Origin of the sequence: Streptomyces sp. NPDC056231 (genome assembly GCF_048270745.1) — a bacterium.
In the GTDB taxonomy this organism is placed as follows: Bacteria; Actinomycetota; Actinomycetes; order Streptomycetales; family Streptomycetaceae; genus Streptomyces.
Map to the genome: position 1 here is coordinate 1 of NZ_JBLVKW010000094.1, position 26,576 is coordinate 26,576.

Below are 26,576 nucleotides of genomic sequence, written 5' to 3' on the forward strand. Positions count from 1 at the left end.
GCGCGTCCTGGGCAGGCGTCCCCGCGCGGTGCGGGCAGCCGCCTGCCAAGGGCTGAGGCGCCTGGCCCGCCAGCTCGCCGTGTGACACGTGCGACGCGGAATCCGCTCCACGCACTGAGGCAGTCGAAATCAGCAAGCCGGCGCTGGAATCGACTGCCTGGCAACGGTTCCTCGCGGCCGCCGGCGGCAAGAACAACGTCGCCGCCTACTGCTCCGAACAGACGCAGCAGGCCCCGACACCTACGCCAGGCATGGCGGCCGGAAACAGCAGCGGCGCCAAGCCATCGACAAACTGGAGGCGAAGCCGTGTCAGCCTCGGCCTGCGGTGCCGTCGTCTGAAGTCGCCCAGGCGGGCCGGGCGGCCGTCTGCCGCGGTCGCCGTGGCAGGCCGGCGCGCGTGGAAGCAGGGGCCGCGCCCGGTCGCGGCGGAGTGGGCACAGGCACGGGGGTGCGCTGCCCTGTGCATTGCCCTGGGTCGGCGGTCGCCGAGCCGCGTTGTGGCGTGAAGTGGGCGACCTCGCTCGGGGGCATGCCGAGCAGACGCGCGGCGTCACCCTGGCTCACGTGCTGCTTGTCTACGAGCTCGTGAACAGCGGCGGCGATCGCCTGGTCCTCGGCGGCGACGGCGGCAGCCCGACGGTGCCGCGCTTCAGCCACCGGTCCGAGCACGGGTGCGAGTTCGGGCACCACCATGTTCAGGACGATCACGTCCACAGGGGCCCCGATGGCTTCGGCGACCAGGCCGCGCGCCAAGTCCTCGGCACCTTCAAGTGTGCGGCACTGGGTGTGGAGGTCGAGGCGGGGAATGTCGATGGCCCACCACCGGCCGATGCGGCGCAGGAGGACTTGGAATTCGTCGCGGGGACTCATGGACTCTGCCTCCTATCCTTCCGTCGGCTGGGGCTGTTGCTCTCACAGACTGACACACGGCCCGCGAACTCCGAAAATCGTTCGACCTGGAATGGGCCGGGTGCAGGCGTGGTCAGCTGAGGCACAGTCCGAGCAGACAAGCCTCCGTCGGCGACGTCGATACCCGTGCGGGGCCGTCCTGGGACGTACCCGAGTCCGCGGCGTTGGTGGGCGCGGGCGTCGAGGGCTGTTCCGCCGTTGTATCGGAGCGGTCGGGGGACGCGTCGCCGGCGGACGGGGCGGTGCTCTGTGGCTGTCGGGTCGGCGTCGCAGCCGGGCGACCAGGCGCGGCGGCCTCCGGCCAGTCGATCGTCGGCGTCGTGTGAGGCGCGGCCGCGAGGGACTGCTGTCGCGGGGCGTTGGGCGTCGACGGCGAGCAATTGTCAATACTTGTGGATCGGATAGGAATCAAGGCCACAGCAGCTGCTTGGTCCACCCGTCGAAGGTAGGTAGACGAGCCGGGTGTGGCGGCGCTGCTTGTCGCCCTGCCAGAACTCCACCGACTCCGGGCGCACTGAGTACAGCGTCCAACCTGGCGCCACGAGGTCCGGCTCGTTCTTGATCTGCGTGAGCGATGCCTCCACCTGCGCATCCCTCTCGGCCAGATCCGCGAGCGGTTGCGATTGCCGACCGAGCAGGGCTTCCGCCCGTGCCCCCGCACTGCGGGCGAGGAAGTCCGCAGCGCACAGTTCAGGGGGCTCGCACAACCGGTCCGCGCACCCGGACCTGGCGGGCGAGCGGTGCCCAGTAGAAGGTCAGCGCCGCATAGGGGCGGGCAGCGAGGTCGCGGCCCTTGAGGCTGCTCGCGTCCGAGGCGAACTGCCAGCCCTCGGGGCTCGCGTCCTTGAGGATGAGTACGCGGGCGGTCGGATCACCGCTGGCGTCCGCCGTGGCCAGCGTCATGGCATGCGGCTCCTGCACCCCGGCGCTCAACGCCTTGAGCAACCACTCGGTGAACAGGGGATTGTCCAGGAACGACGTCGGCCGGGTGGGCTGGCTGGGCGCTGTGCGGTCTGTCAGCCCATGTCTGTCAGGAGGGCGTTCAGTTCCTTCTCCTGCTGCGCCGGCGACATCGGCGGGTTCGGGTGGTCGATGCCGAAGGTCTTGAGTACCTTGTCCATCTGGGCGTCGATGGAGGTCCAGCCGGTCTGGTCCAGCGGCTGCAGCGAGGCCTGGTCAGCGTCCCACAGGTCACGCAGCGACTGGGCGGCCGCGTGCGCGCCGGTCGCGTTCCCCGAGTGTGCGTCCTTGAGCGAGGTGGAGGCGAGGGTCCGCAGCGCGCCGACCTTCGCGGGCGGGAAGTTCTTCACCGCCTGGCCGGGAGCCATCTGGACGGCGGAGGTGGTGTCGGTCTCCGGCGCCGGGCCGACGTGCGGCTGACCATGGGCCCAGACCAGCAGGCCCGCGGTGGCGACGGCCAGCACCCCGAAGCCAGCAAGGGCGACGCGCTCCTTGCGCGGGTCGCTGGTGACTGGTGCGGCGTGGGTCGCCTCGTGGGTCTCGGTCACATCCGAGCGCGTCACCGTCAGGTAGACCACCGTCGCCAGGATCAGGCCGAGGAAGATCAGGCTGGTGGTGAACGTGCCCAGCGCGAGACCGGTCGGGTCGCCCGGGTTCTGGGCGACCTTGGGGGAGGCGAGCCAGTCACCGATGTTCGCGCCCAGCGGGCGGGTCAGGATGTAGGCGAGCCAGAAGGACAGCACCGGGTTCGCGCCGAACCTCCACAGCACCGTGATCGCCGCGATGAGGCCGAGCGGCAGCAACACGGAGACGCCCGGGCTCCAGCCGGTCAGCTCCAGAGTCCAGTCGCCGGTCGCGGTGCCGAGCGCGAAGGTGACCAGGACAGTCAGCCAGTAGAACGACTCCCGCGGGAGCGTGGTGACCGAGTGGATCGACAGCGTGCGCTCACGCGCCCACCACACGCCGAAGACCACCGCGAGCAGCACCGAGAAGACCGCGGAACTGATCCACAGCGGCACGTTCAGCTGGTCGGTCAGGATGTCGGTGTACAAGGTGCCCGTGACGCTGACAACGACCACGGTCAGCCAGTAGGGGAACGGGACGTACCGCTTCAGCCGCAGCTGGACAGCCAGGACCACCACGAGAACCGCGGTGAAGATCCAGGCCGTGTTCACCAGGCCGACGCCCAGCTGGGTGTTGATCCAGTCGGCGAAGCTCTCACCGACCGTCGTGCACAGGACCTTGATCACCCAGAACCAGATGGTGACCTCGGGAACCTTGTTGAGCATGAGCCGCCCGCTGCGCGTGCGTGCTTCTGTTGTCGTTGTCATGCGGGGAGGTTTACACGGCGAACCTGCACGCAACCTGACTACGTGGCCGCACGCGCGGCCGGGAGCGTCACCTCGACGTGACCGCGGCCGTCCGCGATCGCGCGGACCTCCACACCGGCCGAGGTGGCGATGCGCCGGACCACCGGCAGCCCCAGCCCGTACCCGCCGCCGCCGGTCACACCCGCTTCAAAGACCCGGTCGACCTCCGCGGGATCGAACCCGGGGCCGTCGTCCAGGACATCGACCACGATTGCCTCACCCTGGATGCGCGCGGTGATCCACACACGCGACCGCGCATGCCGCAGGCCGTTCTCCAGCAGGGGCGACAGCAGCGACACGGCAACGTCGGCCGCCACGGCGACCTCGACCTTCGAGGGAAAGGCGACCTCGACCGCGCGGCCGGCGATCGCCTGCCGCGCGGCGGAGCGCAGATCGCACCGGGTCCCAGCGTCTCTCCGTGCGCGCGCGGCGCGCAGAATCGTCGTGATCGCCGCATCGAGGCGGTCGACCTCGCTCAACACCGCCTTCGGCGTCACCAGCTCGCCGGACAGCTGCGCCAGCTGCGCCTCGCCCCGCAGGACCGTGAGCGGTGTCCGCAGCTCGTGGGCGATCTCATCGGTGAGCCGGCGCTCGTCCGCCAGCGCGTTGTCGACGCGCTCCAGGAGGTGGTCCAGGGTCCGCCCCAGTTCCCCGAACTCGTCGCGGGGGACTCCGAGGTTGAAGCGGCGCCCGGGTTCGTGATGGCCCCAGTCGTCGGCGAGCGCGGCCATCTCCTGCACGACCCGCAGCGCGCGGCGCACCACGAGGTGCGCAACACCGCCGGCGAGGAGGATCGTGAGGCCGCCCAGTATCAGCGACAAGGTCAGGCTGCGCTGCTCGGATGTCTCGTAGGGCGTGAGGTCCACCCGGACGATCACCATGACGTGGTGGCCGTCGATCGGGACCTCCCGCGCGTACAGGAGGTAATCGCCGACCGACGCGGTCTGCGATCGCCCCGAGTCCGCCAGCTCCTCGACGCGCTCGACCACGCTCGACGGCACGTTCCCGTCGATCAGGCGGCCGTCGGCATACACCCAGGCGACCTCGTCCATCCCCTCGCTGCTGTTCTCCGTCAGTACGACACGGCCGCCTTTGGCGGTAACGTTCGCCGCGACCGCCTCGGCGCGAGTACGTGCCAGATCGTGCGCGTCGGCGTCCGTCACCCGGCTCAGCAGCACGTGCGAGACCACGACCAGTATCGCCACCACGGCGGTGGCGATCAGCACAGTGAGCGCGACGATGCTTCTGCGGAATCCCGTCACTGCCATCGGTAGCCCACGCCGCGGACGGTCGCCAGACGCTCGGCCACACCCAGCGGAGCGAGCTTGGCCCGCAGCCGGCGCACATAGGAGTCGAGGGTGTTGTCGCTTACCTGCGCCCCGTGCGGCCAGCCGGCAGCGATGAGGGCGTGGCGGCGTACCGCGTCGCCCTGCGAGGCGATCAGGCGGCCCAGCAGCCGGAACTCGGTCGGGGTCAGGCTCATGCTCACCGAATCGTAGGTCACCACGTGTTTCGCCGGATCGAGGACGACCTCACGCGGTGCGGGCGCCACGGTGGCCCGGCGCAGCAGCGCTCGGACGCGGACCAGCAGTTCCGGGATGTCGAAGGGTTTGGTCATGTAGTCGTCGGCGCCGGCCTCGAAGCCGCCCACCTTGTGATGCAGGCCGTCCAAGGCGGTGAGCATCAACACCGGCGCGTCGACGCCGCGCGCCCGCAGGGCCAGGCAGACGTCGCGGCCGTCGGCGTCTGGGAGCCCGAGATCCAGGACGACCAGATGGGGCGCCGGTGCGAGCTGCCGCAGCAGGCTGTCGGCCGTGGCGGCGACGGAGACGGTGTGGCCGTCGTGCTCCAGGGCGCGCTTGAGGACGCCGCGGACCGCCGCGTCGTCTTCGCACACCATGATGAAAGCCACGTGCTGACCCTAGATACTCCCGTCCCAGTTCTCCATCTGCCCTGGTCAGCCGCCTGAGGGTCGGGAGCAGGCCGCTGGTGCCGCACGCCCCTGCCCGGTCATGAAGCCGCGACGGTCGGGCGCGACCGGCCGAGCCGCAGCAGTGGGGGTTCGCGGGAGGACCACAATGGGTCGCATGAACTCTGTGCAGGAGTACATCGACGCCATTGCGCCAGGTCACCGCTCGCTCCGATGCCGTCCGTGATGACGTGCGCGCATACGTCGTCGAGCACCTCCACGACGATGCAGCGGTGCTGGTCGTCGACGAGACCGGTGACGTGGCATGGCGCTTATCGACCTGCTCGGGCGCTGGCCAGTTGCGTACGCGCAGTCGAGGGGACGTTCGCTGTCTGAGCGGGGCTGCTGTCATTCCGTGTGTGGGAGGAGCAGGGTGAATGTCGTCGGTGCTGTGTGGGTCAGGCTGAGCCGGGCTCCGGCAGTGTCGGCCAGGTCTTTGGCGAGGGCGAGTCCGATTCCCTCACCGGGCCCGGTGGTGGTGCCCCGTTCGAAGAGGGCCTTCGGGTGGAGGGCGAGGTTTCCTTCGTCGGTGACGTCGACGGCGAGGGCCGCTCCCATGTCGCGCAGGGTGACCGTGACGGTGCCGCGGCCGTGCCGATGGGCGTTGTTGAGGAGGATCTCGAGGATCTGCTCGGTGGTACGGCCAGGGACGGGCAGAGATGTGGCGGCGGGGTCGAGGGTGAATCGGATGCGGCGTCCGTCCTGGGCGAGGGGGCCGTGCCATCGGCGTTCGGCGCGTTCCAGAAGTTCGCCGACGGGCTGGAATGTGGTGCGTGAGAATGTGGCGGTTTCGGCTTGGGCGAGTTGGAGAACCTCATCGATGGTGTCGTTGAGGTGCCGGGCATGCTCCAGCGCATCTTCGATGGCGGCGCGCAGGTTGGTGGCGGGGGTGGTCAGGGCCTGTTCCAGGCCGAGTTGGAGGCCGGTGAGGGGGGTGCGGAGCTGGTGGGAGGCGTTGGCGGTGAAGTTCTTCTCGTGGTGCAGCAGCTGGGCCAGGCGCTGGACCATCGCGTTGTGGGTGTCGGCCACGTGGTCGATTTCGTTGATGCCGCAGGTGGCGGCCCGGGCGCTGAGGTCGCCGTCGGCGATGGCTAGGGAGGCGCGGGAGAGGGATTCCAGCGGGGCGGTGAGGGCGCGGGCCTGCCGTCGGGCGACGAGGATGGCGGCGCCAAGTGCGACCAGGGCCGCGGCCAGCAGGGCAGCCCAGGCCGTCAGGATCCGGTTCCACACGCTGCGGGTGCTGATGGCGGCGCGGACCACGCCGATGACGCGTTCGTTGTGGGAGACGGGGACGGCGGCGACGAGTTCGCTGCGGGCGCTCTGCTGCACCATGGCGCCGGCGAGCGCGCGGCGGGTGGCGGTATCGGCCGTGCTCGGGCCGGTTCCGGCACGTAGGCGCAGCGCCGTGTCGTAGACGCCGAGCCGTCCCTCGGATTGCCCCGGGGGTAGTTCGACGGGGTCGCCGGCGGCGAAGTCGGGGCTCACGTGGATGACGGCGGCCATGGCATCACGCTCCAGTTCGCCGCGTTCGTCGGCGAAGAACGATGCCCGGATCACCAGGGCGAGGGGCACGGCCAGCAGGACAAGGGCCACCAAGGCGGCCACCAAGGCCATGCGGACCACACGCTGTCTCATGCCGCCCATCATGAGGGCAGGCGGCCTCTCATGGAGCGGTCCGGCAGGCCCCTGGGAGTGCGGTTTTGCCGTCGTCTAACCGTGCTCAAGCAGGGCGTTAACCGGCGGCTGCCTAGCGTCACGGGTATGGCCGTCCGCCTCACTCGTGAAGGGCACCACGATCATGCGACGCACACTCGTTCTTTCCCTTGCCGCCCTCGCCCTGACCGGCGGGGTGGTGGCGGGATGCGGCAGCGGCAGCAGTTCCGCACCGCCCAGCGGCAGCACGACCAGCAGCACGAAGCCGGCACCGGCGGAATCCAATCCTGCCGGGGATATCCCCGACAACCAGGCATATGTCGCCTACCAACCCGCCCGGGGCGGGTTCACGGTCAAGGTGCCCGAGGGCTGGGCCCGCACCGCCACCGGCAGCACGGTCACCTTCACGGACAAGCTGAATCGGATCGAGATCGCCTCCGGTAACGCCAAGGCCGCTCCGACACCGCAGTCGGTGAAGTCCGCCGTGGTGCCTGTTCTGCAACGGCAGGTGCCCAAGTTCCAGATGGGGAAGGTCACCGTCGTCTCCCGCCCAGCCGGGCAGGCCGTCCTGCTCACCTACCAGGGCGACAGCGCCCCCGATGCGGTGACCGGCAAGGCCGTGCACGACGCCTTCGAGCGTTACTCCTTCTTCCGGGGCGGCCGGCAGGTCGACCTGACGCTGTCCGGGCCGGTCGGCGCCGACAACGTGGACCCGTGGCGTATCGTCACCGACTCCTTCCGGTGGCAGTGATGAACACCTCCGGCATGCTCACCCAGCAGTCCACGGATACTGACGCGCTGACGGCGCGGGACTTGTACCGGTTCTACCGGGCGGGCGAGGAGGAAACCCTGGCGCTGCGCGGAGTCGCCCTTGAGGTCCGGCGCGGGGAGAGCGTCGCGGTCATCGGACCGTCCGGGTCGGGCAAGTCCACCCTGCTGGCTTGTCTGGCCGGGCTGGACGAACCCGACGGCGGTACCGTCCACGTCGGCGGGGAGCGGATCAGTCACCGGCCAGAGGCCGAGCGGGCCCACGTCCGAGCTCGCCGGATCGGTGTCCTGCTGCAGTCCGGGAACCTCATCGCTCACCTCGACATCGGCGCCAACATCCGCCTCGCGCGCACCGCCGCCCCCCGCACCAGCAGGCAGTCCATCGCGGAGCTGCTGGAGCAGGTCGGGCTCGGGCACCGGGCCCGCGCCCTGCCGCAGGAGCTGGCCGGCGGGGAACTCGCCCGCGCGGGGCTGGCCGTTGCGCTGGCCAATGACCCGGACATCCTCCTCGCGGATGAGCCGACCGGGGAACTGGACGGCATCACCGAGCAGCGCATCCTCGCCCTGCTGCGCGACCGCGCGCAGGCAGGCGGCGGGGTGCTGCTCGTCACCCACAGCCCCGAAGCCGTCAAGATCGCCGACCGGGTCATCACCTTGCGTGACGGAAGGATCGGTTCATGACCGCCCAACCAGAGGTGCTCGTCCATTGCCAGGACGCCGCCCGCACCTACGGTCAGGGGCCTGCCGCGGTCGTCGCGGTGCACGGAGCGACCTGCCAGGTCCGCGCCGGTGACCGGATCGCGATCACCGGGCCCTCGGGTTCCGGCAAGTCCACCCTGCTGCACCTGATGGCTGCACTCGAAAAGCCCACCACCGGCGAGGTGACGTGGCCCGGTCTGACCGAAGGGCCGGTGGCGGGGCAGGTGGGCGTCGTCTTCCAGGGGCCCAGCCTGATCCCGGCGCTGGATGTGGCGGAGAACGTCGCATTGCCCCTGGTCCTGGCCGGTATTCCGGAGGATCGGGCCCGCCGCCGGGCCCTGGACTCCCTGACCCTGGTCGCGGCCGACGACCTGGCCGGCAAGCTGCCCGAGGCACTGTCCGGGGGCCAGGCCCAGCGCGTGGCCATCGCCCGGGTGCTGGCCCTGCGGCCGCGCCTGGTCCTGGCGGACGAACCCACCGGGCAGCTGGACCGCGCCACCAGCCAGCACATCATCGATGTGCTCCTGGCGACCGCCGACGAGATCGGCGCCGCCCTGGTGGTCACCACCCACGACCCCACCGTCGCCCAGCGCCTCGGCGAACGGTGGCCGATGCACGAGGGCCGCCTGTACCCGGCGCCCGAGCCGCACCGGCAATCCGCGGCAGCAGCACCCCAGGGAGACCCGTCATGATCATCACCTGGATCGGCGGACTGCTCCGCCGGCGCTGGGGACGGCTGATCGCCACCGCGTTCGGTATCGCCCTCGCCGTCGCCCTGGTGGCGTCCCTGGGCTCGTTCCTGACCGCGTCGAAGTCCACCATGACCGGCCGCGCGGTGCGCTCGGTCGCGGTGGACTGGCAAGTCCAGGTCCAGCCCGGCGCCGACCCCGGTACGGTCCTGAACATCGTGAAGGCCGCGTCCGGCGTCCAGAGTGCCCAGAGCGTCGGGTTCGCCCACAGCACCGGCTTCCAGGCCACCAGCGCGGGCAGCACCCAGAGCACCGGCCCCGGTGTCGTCCTGGGCCTGCCCGACACCTACCGGGCCACGTTCCCCAAAGAGATCCGCCAGCTGACCGGCGCGACCTCAGGGGTCCTGATCGCCCAGCAGACCGCGGCGAACCTGCACGTCGCCGCCGGTGACACGGTCACCGTCACCCTGCCCGGCACCGGGCCGGTGAAGGTAAAGGTGGCCGGAGTGGTCGACCTGCCGCAGGCCGACTCGCTGTTCCAGAAGGTCGGCGCCCCGCCTCAGTCCCAGCCCGCAGCCCCGCCCGACAACGTCATCCTGCTGCCGGCCGCCATGTTCAACACATTGACCGCGCCGGTCAGAGCAATCGACCCGGCCGCCGTCACCACCCAGATCCACATCGCCCGCAATGCTCCCCTGCCCGCCGACCCCGCCGCCGCCTACACCTCCGTCACCGCCGCCGCACGCAACCTGGAGGCCCGCACCTCCGGCGCAGCGGTCGTCGGCGACAACCTCGGAGCCGTCCTCGACGCAGCCCGCCAGGACGCGCTGTACGCACAGATCCTGTTCCTGTTCCTGGGTGTGCCCGGCGCGGTCCTCGCCGCACTGCTGACCGCCGCCGTGGCCGGCGCGGGCGCCGACCGGCGCCGCCGTGAGCAGGCCCTACTGCGGACCCGCGGGCTGCGGCCCCGCCAGGTCGCCACCACGGCCAGCGCGGAGGCTGGCGTGGTGGGTATAGCCGGCGGCCTGCTCGGGGTGGGCATCGCCGCCCTCGCCGGGCGGACCGCGTTCGGCACCGCCTCGTTCGGCGCGAGTACCGCCTCGGCGGCGGGCTGGTTCGCCCTCGCCCTCATTTTGGGGCTGGCCGTGGCCGCCGCAGCCGTGCTGGTGCCCGCGCTGCGCGACCTGCGCACCAGCACCGTCGCCGATGCCCGCAAGGTCGTCGGCCGCGCCCGCTCCCCGTGGTGGATGCGCTTCGGCGTGGACTTCATCCTGCTGACCACATCCCTCTTGGTCTTCCGGGCCTCCAGCGGCAACCAGTACGCCCTGGTCCTGGCCCCGGAGGGCGTGGCGAGCATCTCGGTGTCCTACTGGGCCTTCCTCGGGCCGGCGCTGCTCTGGTTCGGCGCCGCTCTGCTGCTGTGGCGCCTGGCCACCCTGGTCTTGGCCCACGGACGCAGACCGCTGGCGCGCCTTGCCCGACCCCTGACCGGCACCCTCGCCGGCACTACGGCGGCGAGCATGTCCCGTCAGCGCCGCCCGCTGGCCCGCGCGATCGTGCTCCTCGCACTCGCCATCTCCTTCGCCGCCTCCACCGCCACCTTCAACGCCACCTACAAGCAGCAGGCAGAGGTCGACGCACAGCTCACCAACGGTGCCGACGTCACCGTCACCCAGTCACCCGGCGTCAGCGTCGGCCCCGGCGCCGGCTCCGCCCTGAAGGTGGCCGGCGTACGGCACGTCGAACCCCTCCAGCACCGCTTCGCCTACGTCGGCGCCGATCTGCAGGACCTGTACGGGGTCCAGCCCTCCACCATCACCTCCGCCACCTCCCTGCAGGACGCCTACTTCGCCGGCGGCACCGCCAAGAGCCTCATGAACAAGCTCGCAGCCCGACCCGACTCCCTCCTCGTCAGCCAGGAGACGGTCAAGGACTTCCAGCTCACCCCGGGCGACACGGTGAACCTGCGCCTGCAGGACAGCCGCACCAAGGCCCTGCACACCGTGCCCTTCCACTACGCGGGCATCGTCAAGGAGTTCCCCACCGCACCCAAGGACAGCTTCTTCATCGCCAACGCGAGCTACATCGCCAAGACCACCGGCAGCAACGCGGTAGGCGCGTTCCTCATCGACACCGGCGGCACCCACCAAAAGAGCGTCGCCACCCAGCTGCGCCGGCAGGTGGGCACCTCCGCGACCGTCACCGACGTCACCCAGACCCGCTCCGCGGTCGGCTCCAGCCTCACCTCGGTCGACCTGGCCGGACTCACCCGCATCGAGCTGGGCTTCGCGGTCCTGCTGGCCGCCGCCTCCGGCGGCATCGTCCTGGCCCTGGGCCTGGCCGAACGCCGGCGTACCTTCGCCATCGCCACTGTCCTGGGGGCCACCCGGCGCCAGCTGCGCGGACTGGTCCTCAGCGAGGCGGCGGTCATGACAGTCGGCGGCCTGGCCGGCGGCGCGCTCATCGGCTGGTCCCTGTCCCAGATGCTCGTCAAGGTCCTCACTGGCGTCTTCGACCCACCCCCGTCCGCGATCGCCGTCCCCTGGACGTACCTCGCCCTCACCCTCGGGGCCGCTGTCACGGCGATCGCCGCGGCGGCCGTGAATGCTGCCCGCAGCTCCTCCCGCCCAGCCGTCGAGGAGCTGCGCGAACTGTGAGGGCCACCCCACCGGCCGGGACGGGCACCGCTGTATCCCCGACGGCGCCCGTCCCGGTCTCGTTCGTTCACGACCAGCGCCGCCGCCCGCCCTCGCCTCAGGCGGCCCTTACGCTTCGGAGCATGCGCGCGCCGGCACCCCCAGAGGGGACCCTTGTCCTGGTCGTCGAGGACGACGACACCATCGGACGGCACTTGGATGCCGGACTGCGCGGCCACGGCTACCACACGACCTGGTGCCGCACCGGCATGAACGCACTGGCCGAAGCCCGCGCCACCACCCAGGACGTTGTGCTGCTCGACCTTGGTCTGCCCGACGTCGACGGCATCGACATCGCCCGCGCCCTGCGCACCGAATTCCCCGAGCTGCTCATCGTCATCCTCACCGCCCGCAGCGACGAGATCGACGTCATCGCCGGCCTCGACGCCGGAGCCGACGACTACCTGGTCAAGCCGTTCACCCTGACCGTGCTGCTGGCCCGTCTCCGTGCCCACCTGCGCCGCCGCCCACCCAGCTCAACTCCGGAGGAAGGCCCGATTCGCGTCGGTGGCCTGTCCGTCGACACCTCCGCACGGCGCTGCCTTCTCGCCGCCGACGAGGTCGCGCTGCGGCCCAAGGAATTCGATCTGCTCGCCGTCCTCGCCCGGAACGCGGGTGTCGCCGTCTCCCGCGAAGCCCTGATGGCGCAGGTCTGGGACGAGAACTGGTTCGGACCCACCAAAACCCTGGACGTCACGCTGGCCTCACTGCGCCGACGCCTCAACGAAGCGGCTACCAACGCCTCGCCCCGCTCCCCGGCCCTGCCGCAGATCACCACACTGCGCGGTCACGGCTACCGGCTAGAGGCCCTCCCGCCCGGCCCGGTACCTCGGGCAGAGCCGGACAAGTGACGCACTGGGCAGGACATCGCCAGGCCATCGCCGAAGCCATCGACTGGCAAACTCACCGCGCGGATACCGGCCGCCTTGCGCGGCCGTTCGGCGATGGTGAAGGGGCCGTTCTGCACGGTGTGCCGTTCAGAAACTCATCGCTGCTGCTTGGAGTAGATCTGGCGGACCACGATGGCCTCCTGGAACCCTGGCCGGATGTTCGTCTCACTGGTGTACCAGGTGGCCCGGAAGCTGCTGTCGGTCCCGGCGGTGCTGGTGCGTCGGCGCGCGGCGAAGGATGCCGAGTTGCTGGCGCTGCAGCATGAGAACGTGGTGCTGCGCAGGCAGCTCACGGGCCCGGTGCGGTACGAGCCGGCGGACCGCCTGTGGTTCGCGGCACTGTCCGGGCTGATCCCGCGACGTCGGTGGGCGCGCGTGTTCCCGGTCACGCCCGCGACCCTTCTGGCGTGGCACCGAAGACTCATCGCACGCAAGTGGGACTACAGCAAGCGCCGGGGCAGGCCGGGCAGGCCGCCAACCGCGAGCGTGGTAAAGGCGTTGGTGCTGCGGCTGGCACGGGAGAATCCGCGTTGGGGCGTCGTCGGATCCAGGGCGAACTCGTTCGTCCGGGGCATCCGATCGGCACCACGACGGTCTGGGAGATCCTGACGGCTGCCGGCATCGATCCGGCCCCGCGTCGCAGCGGACCGACATGGCGCGAGTTCCTGACCGCACAGGCCGAGGGCATCATCGCCTGCGACTTCGTGCACATCGACCTGATCGACCTGCGCCGCGTGTACGCATTGGTCTTCCTCGAGCACGGCACGCGCCGACTGCACATCGCGGGGGTTACTGCGCATCCGACCGGGCCGTGGACGGTGCAGCAGGCGAGAAATCTCGCCCTCGAGTTGGGTGTCCGGCTCGACTCTCTCCGCTTCCTGATCCGCGACCGGGACGCGAAGTTCACCGAGTCCTTCGACGCGGTCTTCGCAGCCGACGACATCGAGGCCCTGAGGACCGCGCCGCGGGCTCCTCGGATGAACGCGCACTGCGAACGGGTCATCGGAACCCTGCGGCGCGAACCCCTCGACTACCTGTTGATCTGGAACGAGGCCCACGCCCGGCAGGTCCTGGACAGCTACGCCCGGCACTACAACCACCATCGCCCGCATCAGGGCCGGGGACAGCTTGCTCCCCTCGCTCAGGCGCACCCTGCGGCCGCGACCGACCTGACCGCGCGCCGAATCCTTCGCACCCGAGTATTCGGCGGTGTCATCAACGAGTACAGATATGCAGCCTGACCAGCGACGACGAGTTTCCGAACGGCACACCGTCGGCGCGGTGAACAAGCAGGACCAGCTCGCAGGCTTCTCCAGCCGCGGCCCGGTCACGGAGACCTTCGCGGTCAAGCCGGAGATCACCGGACCGGGCGTCGACATTGTCGCCGCGCGTGCGGCCGAGACCGCGATGGGCACCCTGGTCGACGGCAACTACACCTCGGCCAACGGTACCTCGATGGCCACCCCGCATGTGTCCGGCGTCGCGGCGATCCTCGCGCAGCGCCACCCGGACTGGACCGCCGACCGGCTCAAGCAGGTGCTGGTGAGCACCGCCAAGCAGGGCTCGTTCACCGCCATGCGCTGGGTGGAGGGGCTCGTGACTCCTCCCCCTCGTAAACGAGGGGGCTTCTCGCTATGCCGGTTGGGCTTCGCGACGGACCAGCCCGGCCCGTAGGACGTTCAGGGCGCCCACCGTGTCCGCATGCGCGTGGTGGCCGCACGAGACGCAGTGGAACTTGTCCTGGGTGGGCCGGTTCTCCTTGGCGGTGTGCCCGCACTGAGGGCACCGCCGGGAGGTGTTGCGGGGGTCCACGGCCATCACTTCCCGTCCGGCGCATTCTGCCTTGGCGGTGAGGATCGTCAGGAACACCCCCCATCCGGCATCAGCGATCGAACGGTTCAGCCCGGCCTTGGCGGCGGCCCCGTTGGGCAGGAAGCCGCCCGGCTGGTCGGGGTCCGGCTTCGGGGCCGGGGCCTTGCTCATGTTGCGGATCCTTAAGGCTTCGTGCGCGATGAAGTCGTGTTCGCGTACGAGGCCGAGCGCGGTCTTGTGCGCGTGGTCGAGTCGTTGGCGGCGGACCTTGCGGTGCAGCCGGGCCACCACCTCTACGGCCTTGCGGCGACGCTTGCTGCCGCGCTTGCACCGGGCGAGGGCCCGCTGTGCGGCATCGAGCCTGGCGGCGGCCTTCGCCCCGTGACGGGGGTTGGGCACGAACTCGCCGCCCGAGTCGGCGAGGAAGTTCGCGATGCCCATGTCGATGCCGACCACGCTGCCGGTCGCGGGAAGCGGGTCGGGCGCGGTCTGCTCGGCGGTGAGGATGACGTACCAGCGCCGCCCTTCACGCTTGACGCTGATCGTCTTGACCTTGCCGACCACCGGCCGGTGCTGGTGCACCTTGACGTGCCCGACGCCCTGGAGGCGGACGCGGGTGACGGGATCATGCGGAGTCGAGTCCCAGCGGCAGCCGTCGCCGTCCTTCGGGAAGTCGACGGTGTCGAACCGCTTGCCCGAACGAAAACGCGGATAGCCCGGCGCCTCCCCGGCCTTCACCCGGCGGAAGAACGCCGCGAACGCCTTGTCCAGCCGCCGCAACGTCGCCTGCTGCGAGGAGAACGACCAACGGCCCTGACGTTCCGGGTCGAACGTCCGGATGTCCTTGAGCTGCGCGGACTGCTGCCCGTACCGAACCGTCGTCCTCGAGCCGTGCCGGTAGGCGTCACGGCGCTCCTGCAACGCTCCGTTGTAGAGCGAGCAGTGATCACGCAGCATCTCGGCGAGCGCGCCCTGCTGGCCCACGGTGGGCCGCATCAGGAACTTGTACGCACGGATCATCCGGCCCACCCCCCTTCGGCTGTCGTGATCAACATAGTGCAGGCCACTGACAACGCAGCGAACTTTGGCGCTTCGCGCCTCCGGGCCGAGGATGCGTTTCCCTCCCCGGCTGAAGCCGGGGATACCCACGCAAGATCACGGATGGACGGCACCCCCGACGGCGGCCGCGACCACGGCATGGACGCCCGTACCCGCACCTTCGTGACCCGCACTACGGAAAACCTCCTGCGCGCCTTCGCGGAGGGCCCCGCCGCACACCACCGTCCCGCACCGCGCGCGAACGTCGGCGAGTTGTACAAGAGGCGCGCGGTCTGAACGGCGACCAGCCGTTGAACGCGACGCGGGCCGGTCCCGAGGGACCGGCCCGCGCTGTTTTCACCGGAACTGGGTCACGAGACCTTCTTCAGCGTGAAGTTACCGGTGACGGTGCCCCCCTTCGCGAGCTTCACCGTGGTGGTCACCGGCTGGTAGCCGTCCTTGGACACGATCACCTTGACCGGGTTGAGGCGGCTGTCGAACCACAGGCCGTAGGTGCCGTCCTTGGTCGTCCGCAGGGTGTAACTCGTGCTCGCGGCGTTGATCTGGATGGTCGCCCCGGCCAGCGGCATGGTGCCGCCCTTGCCGTCCTCGCCGAGCACGGTGCCGGCGTACTTGCCCCAGTCCTTCGGCGGGTTGACGTGCATCTTCACGTCGACATTGGAGCCCGAGTACGGGGTGTCGGTCTGGGCGGTCAGCACCGCGGTGTAGTCGCCGGGCTGGGTGACCTCGGCGACCGTGGAGTCCAGGCTGACGGTGATCGTGGTGCTCTCCCCGGGCTGGAGCGTCACCTTGTCCTTGCTCGTGGACAGCCAGGAGACGTCCGAGGACTCGCTGCCCTGGTCGTAGCCGGGCAGCATCTCGACGGTGGACACCGGCGGCGTACCGCTGCCACCGGTGTTGCCGCCGATCTTGTAGAAGCCGGTGGCAGCACCCACGCGGTAGACGCTGGTGTTGGCGTTGGGCAGGGCGGTCCAGCTGCCGGTGCCCGGGTCGAAGGCGTAGCCCTGGTTGGTGATGGCGGCGCTGTTGTTGACGACACCGCTGGAGATCACCAGCTTGCCGCTGCCCACGCCGTACGCCGAGCCCCACAGGTCGGCGGGCATGTCGGCGATGGCCGACCAGCTGTTGGCGCCCGGGTCGTAGACGTAGGCGTGCTTGGTCGAGGCCGAGCCGGTGTTGCCACCGGCGCAGTAGAGCTTGCCGCCGATACCGCCACAGGACTGCCAGGCGATCGGCTCCGGGTAGGAAGCGATCTGGGACCAGCTGTCGGACGACGGGTCGTAGACCGTGGCGTCCGCGGTGCCACAGGTGCTGGTGCAGCCGCCGACGACATACAGCTTGCCGCCGAGCACCGCGCTGCCCGAACCGGCGTACGGCTTGGGCGAGGACGCCTTGGTGGACCAGCTGTTCGAGGCCGGGTCGTAGACCTCCATCTTGGCGTCGGGGTCACCGCTGGCACCCCAGCCGCCGACCACGTACAGCTTGCCGCCGATGAAGCCGTGGGCCGGGTTGCCCTCACGGGTGTCGGCCGCGGAGGCCAGCTTGGTCCAAGTGCCGGCGCCGGGGTCGAGGGCGTACAGCGCGTTGCTGTCCGCGCTGCCGGTGTAGCCGAAGCCGGAGTAGACCTTGCCGCCGTAGACGGCGCCGATGTTGTCCTGCACCGCGCCCGGCAGGTTGGCCACCGGCTGCCAGGCGTCACCCGCCGCGTTGGCGGCCGGAGCCGCGTCCGAGGTCTTGCCCTTGCTGAGGGCCAGCGGGGAGAAGTCACCCTTCACCAGGTTGAGCGGCGCACCGCCGCCGTTGACCTGCTGCGTGAACCCGCCCGGCTGCTCGCCCAGGGTGAGGCTGGCAGGCGCCCCGCCGGTGTTCTTCACCGTCAGGTTCTGGGTGCCCTTCGTGCCCCACTCGACCGTCTTGTCGACCGAGCCGGGGGTCCAGTCCAGCTTGCCGGCCTTCAGGCTGAAGTCCGCCTTGTTGGTGGTGTCCGCCGCCACGTCCACCGTCTTGTCCGTGTCGCCGTACTTCAACTTGGAGGCGGTGAACTTGTGGCTGCCGGTCTTGGACGTGAACATCCAGTAGAAGTTGCCGCCGAGCGCCGGGTCGTCCGGGGTGGCCGCGGTGGTGGCCTTGTCCTGCGGGGAGTCGGCGTTGACGACCGTGGCACCGACGACACCGTCGCCGGTGTTGGCGTCCTTCACCGAACCGGCGACCAGAGCACCGTTGACGGGCTCGTAGGACCGCTTGCCCACGAACACGTTGTCGAGCTCCCACCAGTAGCCGTAGCTACCCGTGAAGTGGAACCGCAGCTGCACACCGGGCTTCCCGGCGTAGGCGGTCAGCGGAACCTCGACGTGGGCCGGGCCGGCCAGGGTAGTGGTGCGGTTCCAGATGTTGGTCCAGGTCGCACCGCCGTCGGTGGTGACGTCGATGTTGCCGGTCTGGTTGCTGAAGCTCTTGTAGTCGGTGTCGAACTCCAGCTGCGGGCTGTTGTTACCGGTCAGGTCGAAGACCGGCGTGATCAGCGAGCTGTCCTGCTTCTTGCCGCTGCCGAGCTTGTCACTGTCGACCATGGCGAAGGCGCCGGAGCCACCGGTCTTGTTGCCCCGGTTACCGATGTCGGTGAAGGACCAGCCGCCGGTGGTGCCGTCGGCGTTGACGATGCCCCAGCCCGCGGGGGCGTCGGTGGTGGAGTCGAAGGGCTCGGTCGAGCCGGACCGCTTGACCTCATAACCGGGCGCCTTGGCTGCCTGGGCGTCCGCCGGGACCGAGACGTTCACGGTCTGCGCCGCGTCATCCACGGTCACCTGCTTGGTGACGGCCTTGTAGCCGGGGTACACGGACGTGAAGTTCAGGGTGTAGTCGTTACCCTCAGGAAGGTCGACGCTGTACTCGCCGGTGAACGGGTCGGTGAAGACCGGGGCGCCGGGCACGTCGTTAATGGTGATCTTCGTGTAGAGCGGCCAGCCGTGGCCGGAGCCATCGGTCACCTTACCGGTGACGGTCTGGTGGGGCACCGCGTCCAGCGCGAAGTTGGTCGTGACGGTACCGTCCGCGTCGACGACGACGCCGCGGACCTTCTTGGCCTTGTACCCGTAGCCGTACGCCGCCATGTCATAGGTGCCGGGCGGGATCGTCAGGGTGTAGTGACCCTGGGCGTCGGTGGTCGCCCGGTAGTCACCGGCCACGACGGAGGCGCCGGCGAGCGCCTTACCGGAGCTGTCGGTGACGGCGCCGGTAACCTCGCCGTGCGAGCCGATGGCCGCGGTTGCGGCGGTGCCCTGAGTGACTGCCGTGGCGCTGGTCGCCTGGGCGACGGGGAAACCCAGGACGGCGATGGCCGTCGCGGTCAACGCAGCCAACCGTGCGGAGTTCTTCCGCGCGGCCGGTCTGGAATACCTAGAAGTGCGCAATGTGTGACTCCCATGCTGCTGAGCTGGGGTCGACCCGTGCGCTGGTTCTCGGTCGACAGTGGATGGATTCATCCACCGAGATAACTAATGCATCATGGGCATGTCCTCGACAAGAGGGCCGTGCGTGGCAAATGCATGACATGAACCCGCCAACGCGACGCGGAACCACCACAACCTGGTAGGCCGTACCCACAAGCGGCGGAGACCATTCACGCTCTCCTGGTGCAAGAAGTGCCGTCGTGGTCAGCGCGCGGCGGCGCTACCGCGGCCGGGTCTGGGTGACGCGCCACAGACGGCGGGGAAGTCCGCCCTCCACGAAGGCGTGGACCTCGTTCGATTCCCAGCCGTCGGCGAGGGCGTCGACGAGATCCCGGGCGAAGAAGTGCACCGCGAAGCCACCGTTCTCCCAGATGCCGTCGCCGTGCCCGGTTCCGGCGCCGAAGTGGGCGTCGCCGGTGTGCCGCACGGTGTAGACGAACATGCCACCGGGTCGCAGGACCCGGCGCACCTCGTCGACCAGTGCGTGGATCTCCTCGGTGGACAGGGCCATGCAGAGCAGCATGTGGGCGAAGACCGCGTCCACGGAGGTGTCGGGCAGCGGCAGCGGCTCCCGCACGTCATGCACCGTGGTAGTCACCCGTCCCCGGATCCCCTGGGCGCGGGCGGCGCCCCGCAACTGCGCCAGGCCGATCGGGCTGAAGTCGACGGCCCGGACGGCGAAGCCCTCGCGCGCGAAGTACAGGGCGTCGCGGCCATGCCCGGCGCCCAGGTCCAGGACGTCCGCGGCCCCGGCCGAGCGGAACACCTGTGCGGCGCCCGTAGTCCGGCCACCCGCCCCGCGCAGGACGGCCGGGCCCCCACCCGACGGCCACGGCCACCCAGCGAAGGAACACCGTGACGAGCACCGCCCCCGCAACAGCCGGCCTATCGGCCCATCCGCAGGCCCAGCGCCGTACCCTGACCGAGCGGGCTCGGCCAGATCGCGGCCGCCGCACCCGGCGAGGGCTCGACGGTCGCGAAGAACGCCCGCAAGGCGGTCGAGCTTGCGGAGGTAGTCGAAGGCCTTGTTCTCCGGGTCGCCGAAGGCGATGAAGGAGAAGAAGACGGCCGCGTGGTCCTTCGCGGCGGCCGTGAGCGCCTGGGTGGCGGGCGTCTTCGTGTCCGGGGCGCCGTCCGTCTGGAAGATCACCAGGGCGGGCAGGACGGGATCCGAGGACTTCTCGTGGTGGGTGACGACCGCTTCCACCGCCGCGTGGTTGCTGGTGCGGCCCATGCGGCCGAGGGCCGAGTGGAGGCCGTCGATCTTGCTCTCGTGCTCGGTGAGGGTGAGCTCGCCGGTGCCGTCCAGCTCGGTGGAGAAGAAGACGACGTGGACCGTGGCCTCGGGGGGCGCCATGGCCGGCCTGCTGCTCGGCCGCACGGCCCCCGGCTTCGCCCGCCCGCTCGCCGTCCTGCCGACCCTCACCTCACTCGTGCCGGCGGTGCTGGTCGCCGCACGCCAGGGCGGTGGCCGGGTCATCGACACGGCCACCGAGCTCACGCCCACCGGCTCGGTCCCCATCGAACTCGCCCTGCAGATCGACGGCCTCGCCGCCCTCGTCGCCATCCTGGTCGGCGTCGTCGCCACCTGCGTGCAGATCTACTCGACGGGCTATCTCCGCGACGACCCGCGCTACCCCTCGTACGCCGCTCTCGTCTTCCGGCTGGGGGAGCTGCGGACCGCCGCGAGCCGCGAGGCGCTGGAGACCTCCCGGCGAACCCGCTTCTACACGCTGTACCTGCGCACGGTGTTCTTCCCGGTGGTGGAGGCGTCGTACGCCCTGCCCGTGGCGGGGGTGCTGCTGATCGGCGGGGTGCTGCACGCGCACGGGACGGTGAGTCTGGGCGCGGTGGTGGCGTTGTATCTGCGCCAGTTCAGCCAGCCGCTCGACGAGATCCTGGTGCGGGTCGAGCAACTGCAGAGCAGCGGCGCCTCCTTCGCCCGGGTGGAGGGGCTCGCCCGGCTCCCCCGTTCGGTGCCGGAGGGCGAGGGTCCCGCTCCGGCGGACGACCGGATCGATGTGACCGGGGTGCGCTACGCCTACGACCGCGGAGGCGAGGTGCTGCGCGGGGTGGACCTGACCGTGCGGCCCGGGGAGCGACTGGCGGTGGTGGGCCCCTCCGGCGCCGGAAAGACGACGCTGAGCAGGCTGCTGGCGGGCATCGACGCGCCGACCTCGGGTTCGGTGACCGTGGGCGGGGTGCCGGTGGCCGGTCTCGCACCGGAGCGGCCGCGCCGTCAGGTCGTCCTGGTCTCCCAGGAGCACCATGTCTTCCTGGGCACGGTACGCGACAATCTGTGGGTCGCCGAGCCGTCCGCCACGGACGAGGAGCCGTGGGCGGCCCTCACCGCCGTCGGCGCCGACGACTGGGTGCGCGAGCTGCCCGAGGGTCTGGACACCGCGCTGGGCGAGGGCGGCCACCGTACGGACGGCTCCCAGGCCCAGCAACTGGCCCTGGCCCGGATGGTTCTGGCCGATCCGCACACCCTGATCCTCGACGAGGCGACGGCCCTCCTCGACCCGACTACCGCCCGCCGCACTGACCGCCGTGCTGGAGGGCCGTACCGTCATCGCCATCGCGCACCGCCTGCACACCGCGCACGACGCTGACCGGGTGGCGGTGATGGAGGACGGCCGACTGACCGAGGTCGGGCCGCGCGACAACCTGGTGGCGGCGGGCGGGGCGGACGCGGCGCTGTGGCGCTCGTGGCACGGATGACGGACCGGCGGCGCCGACCCACTTCGGTGAACGGTTCGTACAGCGAACATGACCATCCGACCAACGACCGATTCCAGCCAAGTTCTTGATGCGCACCTGACAGTTCACGCGTTCTCCTGTCAGGCTTCCCAAGGTCACTCCACAGCAGCCCCGCTGTGCCACCGCTGTGTCGTGGCTCATCACCTTCGTGCATCTGGTTCCGCGTTCCGCCTTGTTCTGCCCGGACGGTCACCCGCCGTCCGGCCCCCCTTGGCCGCGCGATCCGCGGCCACGCAGAAGGAGACAGTGTTGAGACGCAGTTCCTCTCGCAGACCCACCGCCCACGCCCCCTCCCGTCGTGCCGCGGTGGTCGCCCTCGTCGGCGTCTCCGCCCTGCTGGCCGCCGCCGTCCAGGCGGGCACCGCGAGCGCCGCCCCGGCCGGGCCCGCCCCGTCGAAGATCAACCCCGCCCACACGGCCGTGAAGCTCTCCCCCTCGCAGCGCGCCGAACTGATCCGCACCGCCGACGCGGCGAAGGCCGACACCGCCCGCGACATCGGCCTCGGCGCGCAGGAGAAGCTGGTCGTCAAGGACGTCGTCAAGGACGGCGACGGGACCGTCCACACGCGCTACGAGCGCACGTACGCCGGACTCCCCGTCCTCGGCGGCGACATGATCGTCGACACTACTTCGGCCGGGAAGACCAAGCAGGTCATCAGGGGCTCCAAGGCCACCATCAAGGTTGCCTCGCTCGCACCCTCGATCGCCGCCTCGAAGGCGGAACAGCAGGCGCTGGCCGCCGCCAAGGACGCGGGTTCGACGCGGACCGACGCCGACGGCGCCCCCCGCAAGGTGATCTGGGCGGCGAGCGGCACGCCGGTTCTCGCGTACGAGACGGTGGTCGGCGGCCTCCAGGACGACGGCACCCCCAACCAGCTGCATGTCATCACCGACGCCTCCACCGGCAAGGAGCTCTACCGCTACCAGGGCATCCAGACCGGCACCGGCAACACCCGGTACAGCGGGCAGGTCCCCCTGACCACCACGCAGTCGGGGTCGACGTACACGATGACCGACGGCGCGCGCGGCGGCCACAAGACGTACAACCTCAACCGCGGCTCGTCCGGAACCGGCACGCTGTTCTCGCAGACGAACGACACCTGGGGCGACGGCACCAACACGAACGCCGCTACCGCGGGCGCGGACGCGCACTACGGCGCCGCCGAGACCTGGGACTTCTACAAGAACACCTTCGGTCGCAGCGGCATCCGCAATGACGGCGTGGGCGCCTACTCCCGCACCCACTACGGCAACAACTACGTCAACGCCTTCTGGGACGACAGCTGCTTCTGCATGACCTACGGCGACGGCTCGGCCAACAACAACCCGCTGACCTCGATGGACGTCGCCGGCCACGAGATGAGCCACGGTGTCACCTCCGCCACCGCGAACCTCACCTACAGCGGCGAGTCCGGCGGGTTGAACGAGGCCACGTCCGACATCTTCGGCACCGGCGTGGAGTTCTACGCCAACAACGCCTCGGACCCCGGTGACTACCTCATCGGCGAGAAGATCAACATCAACGGCAACGGCACCCCGCTGCGCTACATGGACAAGCCCAGCAAGGACGGCGCCTCCCTCGACTACTGGACCTCCACCGCCGGAAACAAGGACGTGCACTACTCGTCCGGTATCGCCAACCACTTCTTCTACCTGCTCAGCGAGGGCAGCGGCGCCAAGGTCATCGACGGCGTCAGCTACGACTCGCCCACGGTGGACGGGCTTCCGGTCACCGGCATCGGCCGGGCCAAGGCGCTGCAGATCTGGTACCGGGCGCTGACCACCAAGTGGACCGCCTCCACCAACTACGCCGCGGCCCGCACCGGCACGCTCGCGGCGGCGGGTGAGCTGTACGGCACCTCCAGCCCCGAGTACAACGCGGTGATGGACGCCTGGGCGGCGGTCGCGGTCGGCTCGCGCTCCGGTGGCGGCGGCAACCCCGGCGGCACCGTGTTCGAGAACCAGTCCAACGTGTCGATCCCGGACGCCGGCCCGGCGGTCACCTCGCCGATCACCGTCTCCGGGGTGAGCGGCAACGCCCCGTCGAACCTTCAGGTCACGGTCGACATCGTGCACACCTGGCGAGGTGACCTCCGGATCGACCTGGTCGCCCCGAACGGGACGTCGTACCGCTTGAAGAACAACAGCATCTCCGACTCGGCGGCCGACGTGCACCAGACCTACTCGGTCAACGCGTCCTCCGCCCCGGCCAACGGCACCTGGCAGCTGAAGGTCCAGGACATGTACGCCGGTGACACCGGGTACATCGATGGCTGGAAGTTGGCCTTCCCGTAAAACCCTCCGCTAGGTCACTCGAACCTCGAGGACAGGGCGCCGTTCCGGAGATTGCGCATCCGGAACGGCGCCCGTTCATTGCGCCGAAACACAGATCAGGCAGACGACTGGTGACGGCCGCGACGACATCTCCGTCTGGTACGACTACGCCGACGGCATCTGGCACCGCCGCCTGAAGCCCGCCGTCCCTGACGCCCCGCGCACCCCTCCCCTCATGCGGTCCTCCCCAGCGGTGCCGACCGCAGGACCGCGGCCGCCGTTCCGGCCTCACGCGCCGCGCGTTCCGCTCGGGCGCGGTGTAGGGCTCTCTCACGCCACGCCCTGCCAGGCGTCAGGGCCAAAGGTGCCCTTGATGTCGGAGGCGACCGAGGTCGGGACTACCAGGAATCCGAGCTCGTACAGGACGGTCTTCGTGGGCGTCTGGACTCGCATCCGTACCGGGCTCTCGCCCTTGTGCGCAGTAAGGATGCGCTTCAGCTCGGCAACCGTACGCTCGTTGATCTTGTAGGCGGGGAAGGACAGCGTGACCGGTGGCCGGCCGCCACTCTCCGCTGAGGACACGTCACATCGCAGGCCGCCCCGCCCGTTGAGGCTGGAGCGTCCACGACCAATTCACCACCGGACGGCGACCCTGATTCTGGCGCTCTCGGGTTTGGTGCGGCAGGGGCTCGGTGGCTCTCCGGCTACTACGACCAATGCCGCCCACGTCCCCCTCCCTGTTGCTGACCGCGCCGGCGTGACCGACCACGCCCGCTCCACGGTGTGTGGGTCGACGGCGGACGGGATGGATGGGGGGTGCAGGGTGGATGCCGGGTGCACCTGAGCATGTCAGCAGGTCTACAGACACGCCATGAGTGGCATGTACACTCCGCCAGCAGTGGCGGGCGGCTCAGGAGCCCAGGGGGGAGGTCATAGTGCAGACGAGTGACCGCGAACCTCAGCGGATCGGAGCGTGGCACGTTCTGTTGAACGTTGCAGCCATGCACTTGAGTGGCGCTTTGCTACTCATCGGCTTGCTCCAGATTCCGGCCGTGTCCATGGCAACGTACGGCCAGGTATTCGGCCTGATGGCCTGGTTCCTGATGTTCCATGTCGCCATCCAGATACCTGTCGGCATCCTTGCCTCTCGCTGGGTGGTTCGCGGTCAGGTACTCAGGGCTGGCTTGGTCGCGTTGGGATTTGCCACCTCAGTTACCTGGGCGCTGTACTGGTTCGCCGACCGAGATCCGTCGATGTGGGCCTTGTGGTGGCAGAGCTGGGGTTGTCTCTGCGTTTCCTTGAGTAGTTACGTGTGGCTATGTACCTTGCGCCGCTCCACTGTCCAACGGCTCACTGAACGATTCAATTGGCATCTCGGCACACTCGTCATGTGGGCTTCTTTGCGTCCACCACGGCGTGGTCCCCACTGATAGGCAAAGCGCCACGTCCTCTCGGATAGAGCGCTGAGCCCTATTGCATGCGAACAACTCTCACATGATCACCGATACCGTGCCTGCACTGTGTCCACGCCCTGCCCGAACCGGGACGTCCAGCCCGGCTCCGGGCCAGCCCGGCGTTCCGGACGGATCGCAATCATGCAACGGCCCCTGTTATGAGATCGCTCCCTCCAGCACCGTGATGTCGGCGATCGGCGGCCGACCGTACAGGGCGAGGATCTCGTTGGCGAGGGCGATGGTCTGCAACGGGTTGTCCTGCTGCCGGTGGGCCTCGATGCCTGCGGCGAGAAGCTCGGTGGGCACAGCCCCCACATCGAGGAGGACGCGCCACTCCGCGGGTGGGAGTTCCAGATACTCAAGGTGGGTGAGCCGGGCGATCTCACAGGGATCGGCGAGAGTACCGGGATAGGCGGAGAGGGTCCGCAGGCGCGGCAGGCCGAAGACGGGGGCGAGGCTGAGGGGCTCCTTCTCCCAGACCCCGAGACTGAGGACCTCCAGGCCAGGGTGGGCGGCAGCCTCGATGCTGGGGACGGAGGCGTGATTGACGTAGGCGACGAGTGGCGGCCGTTCGGTTCTTCTGACCGGCCGGCCGTCGAAGTGACGGTGGACGACCATGTCGGTGAGGGAGTCGGCGACCAGCCCGGCACCGATGTTCTCCTCGTGACTGATGATGATCACCTGCCCGACATGCCCGTCCGGACCCGGTGTGAGGTCGATGGCGATACGGTCTCCGCCGCCGTTGTCACCGAAGACGATCCAGCCCGGCGAGCCGACAAGCCCCTGCACGGCGTCCTCCGGACCCGTCTCCACCGCCTCCATGGCGCCGAACTTCCACAGCACATGCCGGGAAGCCGCGTCGGCGACGTACACCTCGTCGAGAGGAAAGAGCTCGCAGCCGACGGTGTCGTACGGATCCCGGTAGTCGTCCCAGTCCTCGTACCGGCTCCGGACGACCTGGTACAGGGCCCTCAACTCGGCGGGCAGCGGCACGCCCAGACGCGCCTCGACCGCTGCGATCTCCTCGTCGGAGGCGCCCACCGCGTCCGGGAGCCGTTCGCGAAGAGTGTGCTGCAGCAGTTCCACATCCGCGGACGGAGCCGGCACTACGCCCGGCACCGGCTCGGGCAGGCGGCGTGCCGGCTCGGGCAGTGCCCCGTCCGCG

At 69.9% G+C, this 26,576-nt stretch carries 20 protein-coding genes and 4 pseudogenes; 10 read left to right on the plus strand and 14 right to left on the minus strand.

The features are described from left to right. Window positions 1–309: 309 nt before the first annotated feature. The 7 genes from ACNPQM_RS38325 to ACNPQM_RS38355 form a co-directional block, all read right to left on the minus strand. Complete coding sequence (locus ACNPQM_RS38325) at window positions 310–870, minus strand: hypothetical protein (RefSeq protein WP_365428111.1); 561 nt, start codon at window positions 868–870, stop codon at window positions 310–312. Between the two features lie 422 nt (window positions 871–1,292). Beyond that, on the minus strand, window positions 1,293–1,493 hold the full coding sequence (locus tag ACNPQM_RS38330) for a pyridoxine 5'-phosphate oxidase C-terminal domain-containing protein (RefSeq protein ID WP_418087585.1): 201 nt from the start codon (window positions 1,491–1,493) through the stop codon (window positions 1,293–1,295). 106 nt (window positions 1,494–1,599) lie between these two features. Next, a complete protein-coding gene (locus tag ACNPQM_RS38335) occupies window positions 1,600–1,812 on the minus strand; it encodes a pyridoxamine 5'-phosphate oxidase family protein (RefSeq protein WP_418087586.1) in 213 nt (70 codons plus the stop codon). Window positions 1,813–1,925: 113 nt separating this feature from the next. Beyond that, window positions 1,926–3,200: a hypothetical protein gene (locus ACNPQM_RS38340; RefSeq protein ID WP_418087587.1), complete on the minus strand. Its 1,275-nt coding sequence runs from the start codon at window positions 3,198–3,200 to the stop codon at window positions 1,926–1,928. 38 nt (window positions 3,201–3,238) lie between these two features. Continuing rightward, on the minus strand, window positions 3,239–4,507 hold the full coding sequence (locus ACNPQM_RS38345; RefSeq protein WP_418087588.1) for a sensor histidine kinase: 1,269 nt from the start codon (window positions 4,505–4,507) through the stop codon (window positions 3,239–3,241). Continuing rightward, the gene (locus ACNPQM_RS38350; RefSeq protein ID WP_376346771.1) at window positions 4,498–5,151 is read right to left on the minus strand and encodes a response regulator transcription factor; all 654 of its coding nucleotides are present in this window, start codon (window positions 5,149–5,151) and stop codon (window positions 4,498–4,500) included. The genes ACNPQM_RS38345 and ACNPQM_RS38350 overlap by 10 nt, the downstream gene beginning before the upstream one ends. Before the next feature lie 405 nt (window positions 5,152–5,556). Continuing rightward, window positions 5,557–6,843 carry a HAMP domain-containing sensor histidine kinase gene (locus ACNPQM_RS38355; protein ID WP_418087589.1) on the minus strand — a complete coding sequence of 429 codons (1,287 nt, stop codon included), beginning with the start codon at window positions 6,841–6,843 and terminating at the stop codon, window positions 5,557–5,559. A gap of 163 nt (window positions 6,844–7,006) precedes the next feature. Between ACNPQM_RS38355 and ACNPQM_RS38360 the strand changes: the two genes are divergently transcribed. The 5 genes from ACNPQM_RS38360 to ACNPQM_RS38380 all read left to right on the plus strand — a co-directional run bounded on the left by ACNPQM_RS38360 (window position 7,007) and on the right by ACNPQM_RS38380 (window position 12,564). Beyond that, the gene (locus tag ACNPQM_RS38360) at window positions 7,007–7,612 is read left to right on the plus strand and encodes a hypothetical protein (protein ID WP_418087590.1); all 606 of its coding nucleotides are present in this window, start codon (window positions 7,007–7,009) and stop codon (window positions 7,610–7,612) included. Beyond that, on the plus strand, window positions 7,612–8,310 hold the full coding sequence (locus ACNPQM_RS38365; RefSeq protein WP_418087591.1) for an ABC transporter ATP-binding protein: 699 nt from the start codon (window positions 7,612–7,614) through the stop codon (window positions 8,308–8,310). The genes ACNPQM_RS38360 and ACNPQM_RS38365 overlap by 1 nt, the downstream gene beginning before the upstream one ends. After that, window positions 8,307–9,020 (plus strand): ABC transporter ATP-binding protein, encoded by a 714-nt coding sequence (locus ACNPQM_RS38370; RefSeq protein ID WP_418087592.1) that lies wholly within the window; start codon window positions 8,307–8,309, stop codon window positions 9,018–9,020. Before ACNPQM_RS38365 ends, ACNPQM_RS38370 begins: the two co-directional genes overlap by 4 nt. Then, entirely contained in the window at window positions 9,017–11,674 is a 2,658-nt protein-coding gene (locus ACNPQM_RS38375) for an FtsX-like permease family protein (RefSeq protein WP_418087593.1), read from the plus strand. The genes ACNPQM_RS38370 and ACNPQM_RS38375 overlap by 4 nt, the downstream gene beginning before the upstream one ends. Before the next feature lie 122 nt (window positions 11,675–11,796). Continuing rightward, complete coding sequence (locus ACNPQM_RS38380) at window positions 11,797–12,564, plus strand: response regulator transcription factor (RefSeq protein ID WP_418087594.1); 768 nt, start codon at window positions 11,797–11,799, stop codon at window positions 12,562–12,564. A 134-nt stretch (window positions 12,565–12,698) separates the two neighbouring features. Here the strand turns inward: ACNPQM_RS38380 and ACNPQM_RS38385 are convergent, their stop codons facing one another. Continuing rightward, window positions 12,699–12,992, minus strand: coding sequence for a hypothetical protein (locus tag ACNPQM_RS38385; RefSeq protein ID WP_418087602.1), 294 nt, complete (start codon window positions 12,990–12,992; stop codon window positions 12,699–12,701). Between ACNPQM_RS38385 and ACNPQM_RS38390 the strand changes: the two are divergent. Next, window positions 12,877–13,844: pseudogene (locus ACNPQM_RS38390) on the plus strand (integrase core domain-containing protein). The gene ACNPQM_RS38385 and the pseudogene ACNPQM_RS38390 sit on opposite strands and share 116 nt — an antisense overlap. 28 nt (window positions 13,845–13,872) lie before the next feature. After that, window positions 13,873–14,160, plus strand: a pseudogene (locus ACNPQM_RS38395) (S8 family serine peptidase); the annotation flags it as partial. Between the two features lie 75 nt (window positions 14,161–14,235). Here ACNPQM_RS38395 and ACNPQM_RS38400 read toward each other — a convergent pair. Continuing rightward, a complete protein-coding gene (locus tag ACNPQM_RS38400; protein WP_418087595.1) occupies window positions 14,236–15,435 on the minus strand; it encodes an RNA-guided endonuclease InsQ/TnpB family protein in 1,200 nt (399 codons plus the stop codon). Between the two features lie 141 nt (window positions 15,436–15,576). Here ACNPQM_RS38400 and ACNPQM_RS38405 point away from each other — a divergent pair, with 141 nt between their 5' ends. Beyond that, on the plus strand, window positions 15,577–15,750 hold the full coding sequence (locus ACNPQM_RS38405) for a hypothetical protein (protein ID WP_418087596.1): 174 nt from the start codon (window positions 15,577–15,579) through the stop codon (window positions 15,748–15,750). Window positions 15,751–15,824: 74 nt separating this feature from the next. Here ACNPQM_RS38405 and ACNPQM_RS38410 read toward each other — a convergent pair whose 3' ends face one another. From ACNPQM_RS38410 to ACNPQM_RS38420, 3 genes and pseudogenes are all read right to left on the minus strand, one after another. Beyond that, window positions 15,825–18,824: a carboxypeptidase regulatory-like domain-containing protein gene (locus ACNPQM_RS38410; RefSeq protein WP_418087597.1), complete on the minus strand. Its 3,000-nt coding sequence runs from the start codon at window positions 18,822–18,824 to the stop codon at window positions 15,825–15,827. A gap of 319 nt (window positions 18,825–19,143) precedes the next feature. After that, window positions 19,144–19,689 (minus strand): class I SAM-dependent methyltransferase, encoded by a 546-nt coding sequence (locus ACNPQM_RS38415; RefSeq protein ID WP_418087601.1) that lies wholly within the window; start codon window positions 19,687–19,689, stop codon window positions 19,144–19,146. Window positions 19,690–19,923: 234 nt separating this feature from the next. After that, window positions 19,924–20,277, minus strand: a pseudogene (locus ACNPQM_RS38420) (VWA domain-containing protein); the annotation flags it as partial. Between the two features lie 115 nt (window positions 20,278–20,392). On the opposite strand from ACNPQM_RS38420, the pseudogene ACNPQM_RS38425 reads away from it, so the two are divergent. Both ACNPQM_RS38425 and ACNPQM_RS38430 read left to right on the plus strand, forming a co-directional pair. Further along, window positions 20,393–21,644 (plus strand): annotated as a pseudogene (locus ACNPQM_RS38425) (ABC transporter ATP-binding protein); the annotation flags it as partial. A gap of 288 nt (window positions 21,645–21,932) precedes the next feature. Continuing rightward, window positions 21,933–23,978, plus strand: coding sequence for a M4 family metallopeptidase (locus ACNPQM_RS38430; protein WP_418087598.1), 2,046 nt, complete (start codon window positions 21,933–21,935; stop codon window positions 23,976–23,978). Between the two features lie 309 nt (window positions 23,979–24,287). Here the strand turns inward: ACNPQM_RS38430 and ACNPQM_RS38435 are convergent, their stop codons facing one another. Both ACNPQM_RS38435 and ACNPQM_RS38440 read right to left on the minus strand, forming a co-directional pair. Further along, on the minus strand, window positions 24,288–24,539 hold the full coding sequence (locus ACNPQM_RS38435; RefSeq protein ID WP_418087599.1) for a hypothetical protein: 252 nt from the start codon (window positions 24,537–24,539) through the stop codon (window positions 24,288–24,290). Between the two features lie 1,028 nt (window positions 24,540–25,567). Continuing rightward, on the minus strand, window positions 25,568–26,576 hold a 1,009-nt coding region (locus tag ACNPQM_RS38440), incomplete at its 5' end, for an SMI1/KNR4 family protein (RefSeq protein WP_418087600.1).

Coding starts and splice junctions, on each gene's coding strand:
- ACNPQM_RS38325 (WP_365428111.1), bottom strand. CDS start 870: ATGAGTCCCCGCGACGAATTCCAAGTCCTCCTGCGCCGCATCGGCCGG.
- ACNPQM_RS38335 (WP_418087586.1), bottom strand. CDS start 1,812: ATGACGCTGGCCACGGCGGACGCCAGCGGTGATCCGACCGCCCGCGTA.
- ACNPQM_RS38340 (WP_418087587.1), bottom strand. CDS start 3,200: ATGACAACGACAACAGAAGCACGCACGCGCAGCGGGCGGCTCATGCTC.
- ACNPQM_RS38345 (WP_418087588.1), bottom strand. CDS start 4,507: ATGGCAGTGACGGGATTCCGCAGAAGCATCGTCGCGCTCACTGTGCTG.
- ACNPQM_RS38355 (WP_418087589.1), bottom strand. CDS start 6,843: ATGAGACAGCGTGTGGTCCGCATGGCCTTGGTGGCCGCCTTGGTGGCC.
- ACNPQM_RS38360 (WP_418087590.1), top strand. CDS start 7,007: ATGCGACGCACACTCGTTCTTTCCCTTGCCGCCCTCGCCCTGACCGGC.
- ACNPQM_RS38365 (WP_418087591.1), top strand. CDS start 7,612: ATGAACACCTCCGGCATGCTCACCCAGCAGTCCACGGATACTGACGCG.
- ACNPQM_RS38370 (WP_418087592.1), top strand. CDS start 8,307: ATGACCGCCCAACCAGAGGTGCTCGTCCATTGCCAGGACGCCGCCCGC.
- ACNPQM_RS38375 (WP_418087593.1), top strand. CDS start 9,017: ATGATCATCACCTGGATCGGCGGACTGCTCCGCCGGCGCTGGGGACGG.
- ACNPQM_RS38380 (WP_418087594.1), top strand. CDS start 11,797: ATGCGCGCGCCGGCACCCCCAGAGGGGACCCTTGTCCTGGTCGTCGAG.
- ACNPQM_RS38400 (WP_418087595.1), bottom strand. CDS start 15,435: ATGATCCGTGCGTACAAGTTCCTGATGCGGCCCACCGTGGGCCAGCAG.
- ACNPQM_RS38405 (WP_418087596.1), top strand. CDS start 15,577: ATGGACGGCACCCCCGACGGCGGCCGCGACCACGGCATGGACGCCCGT.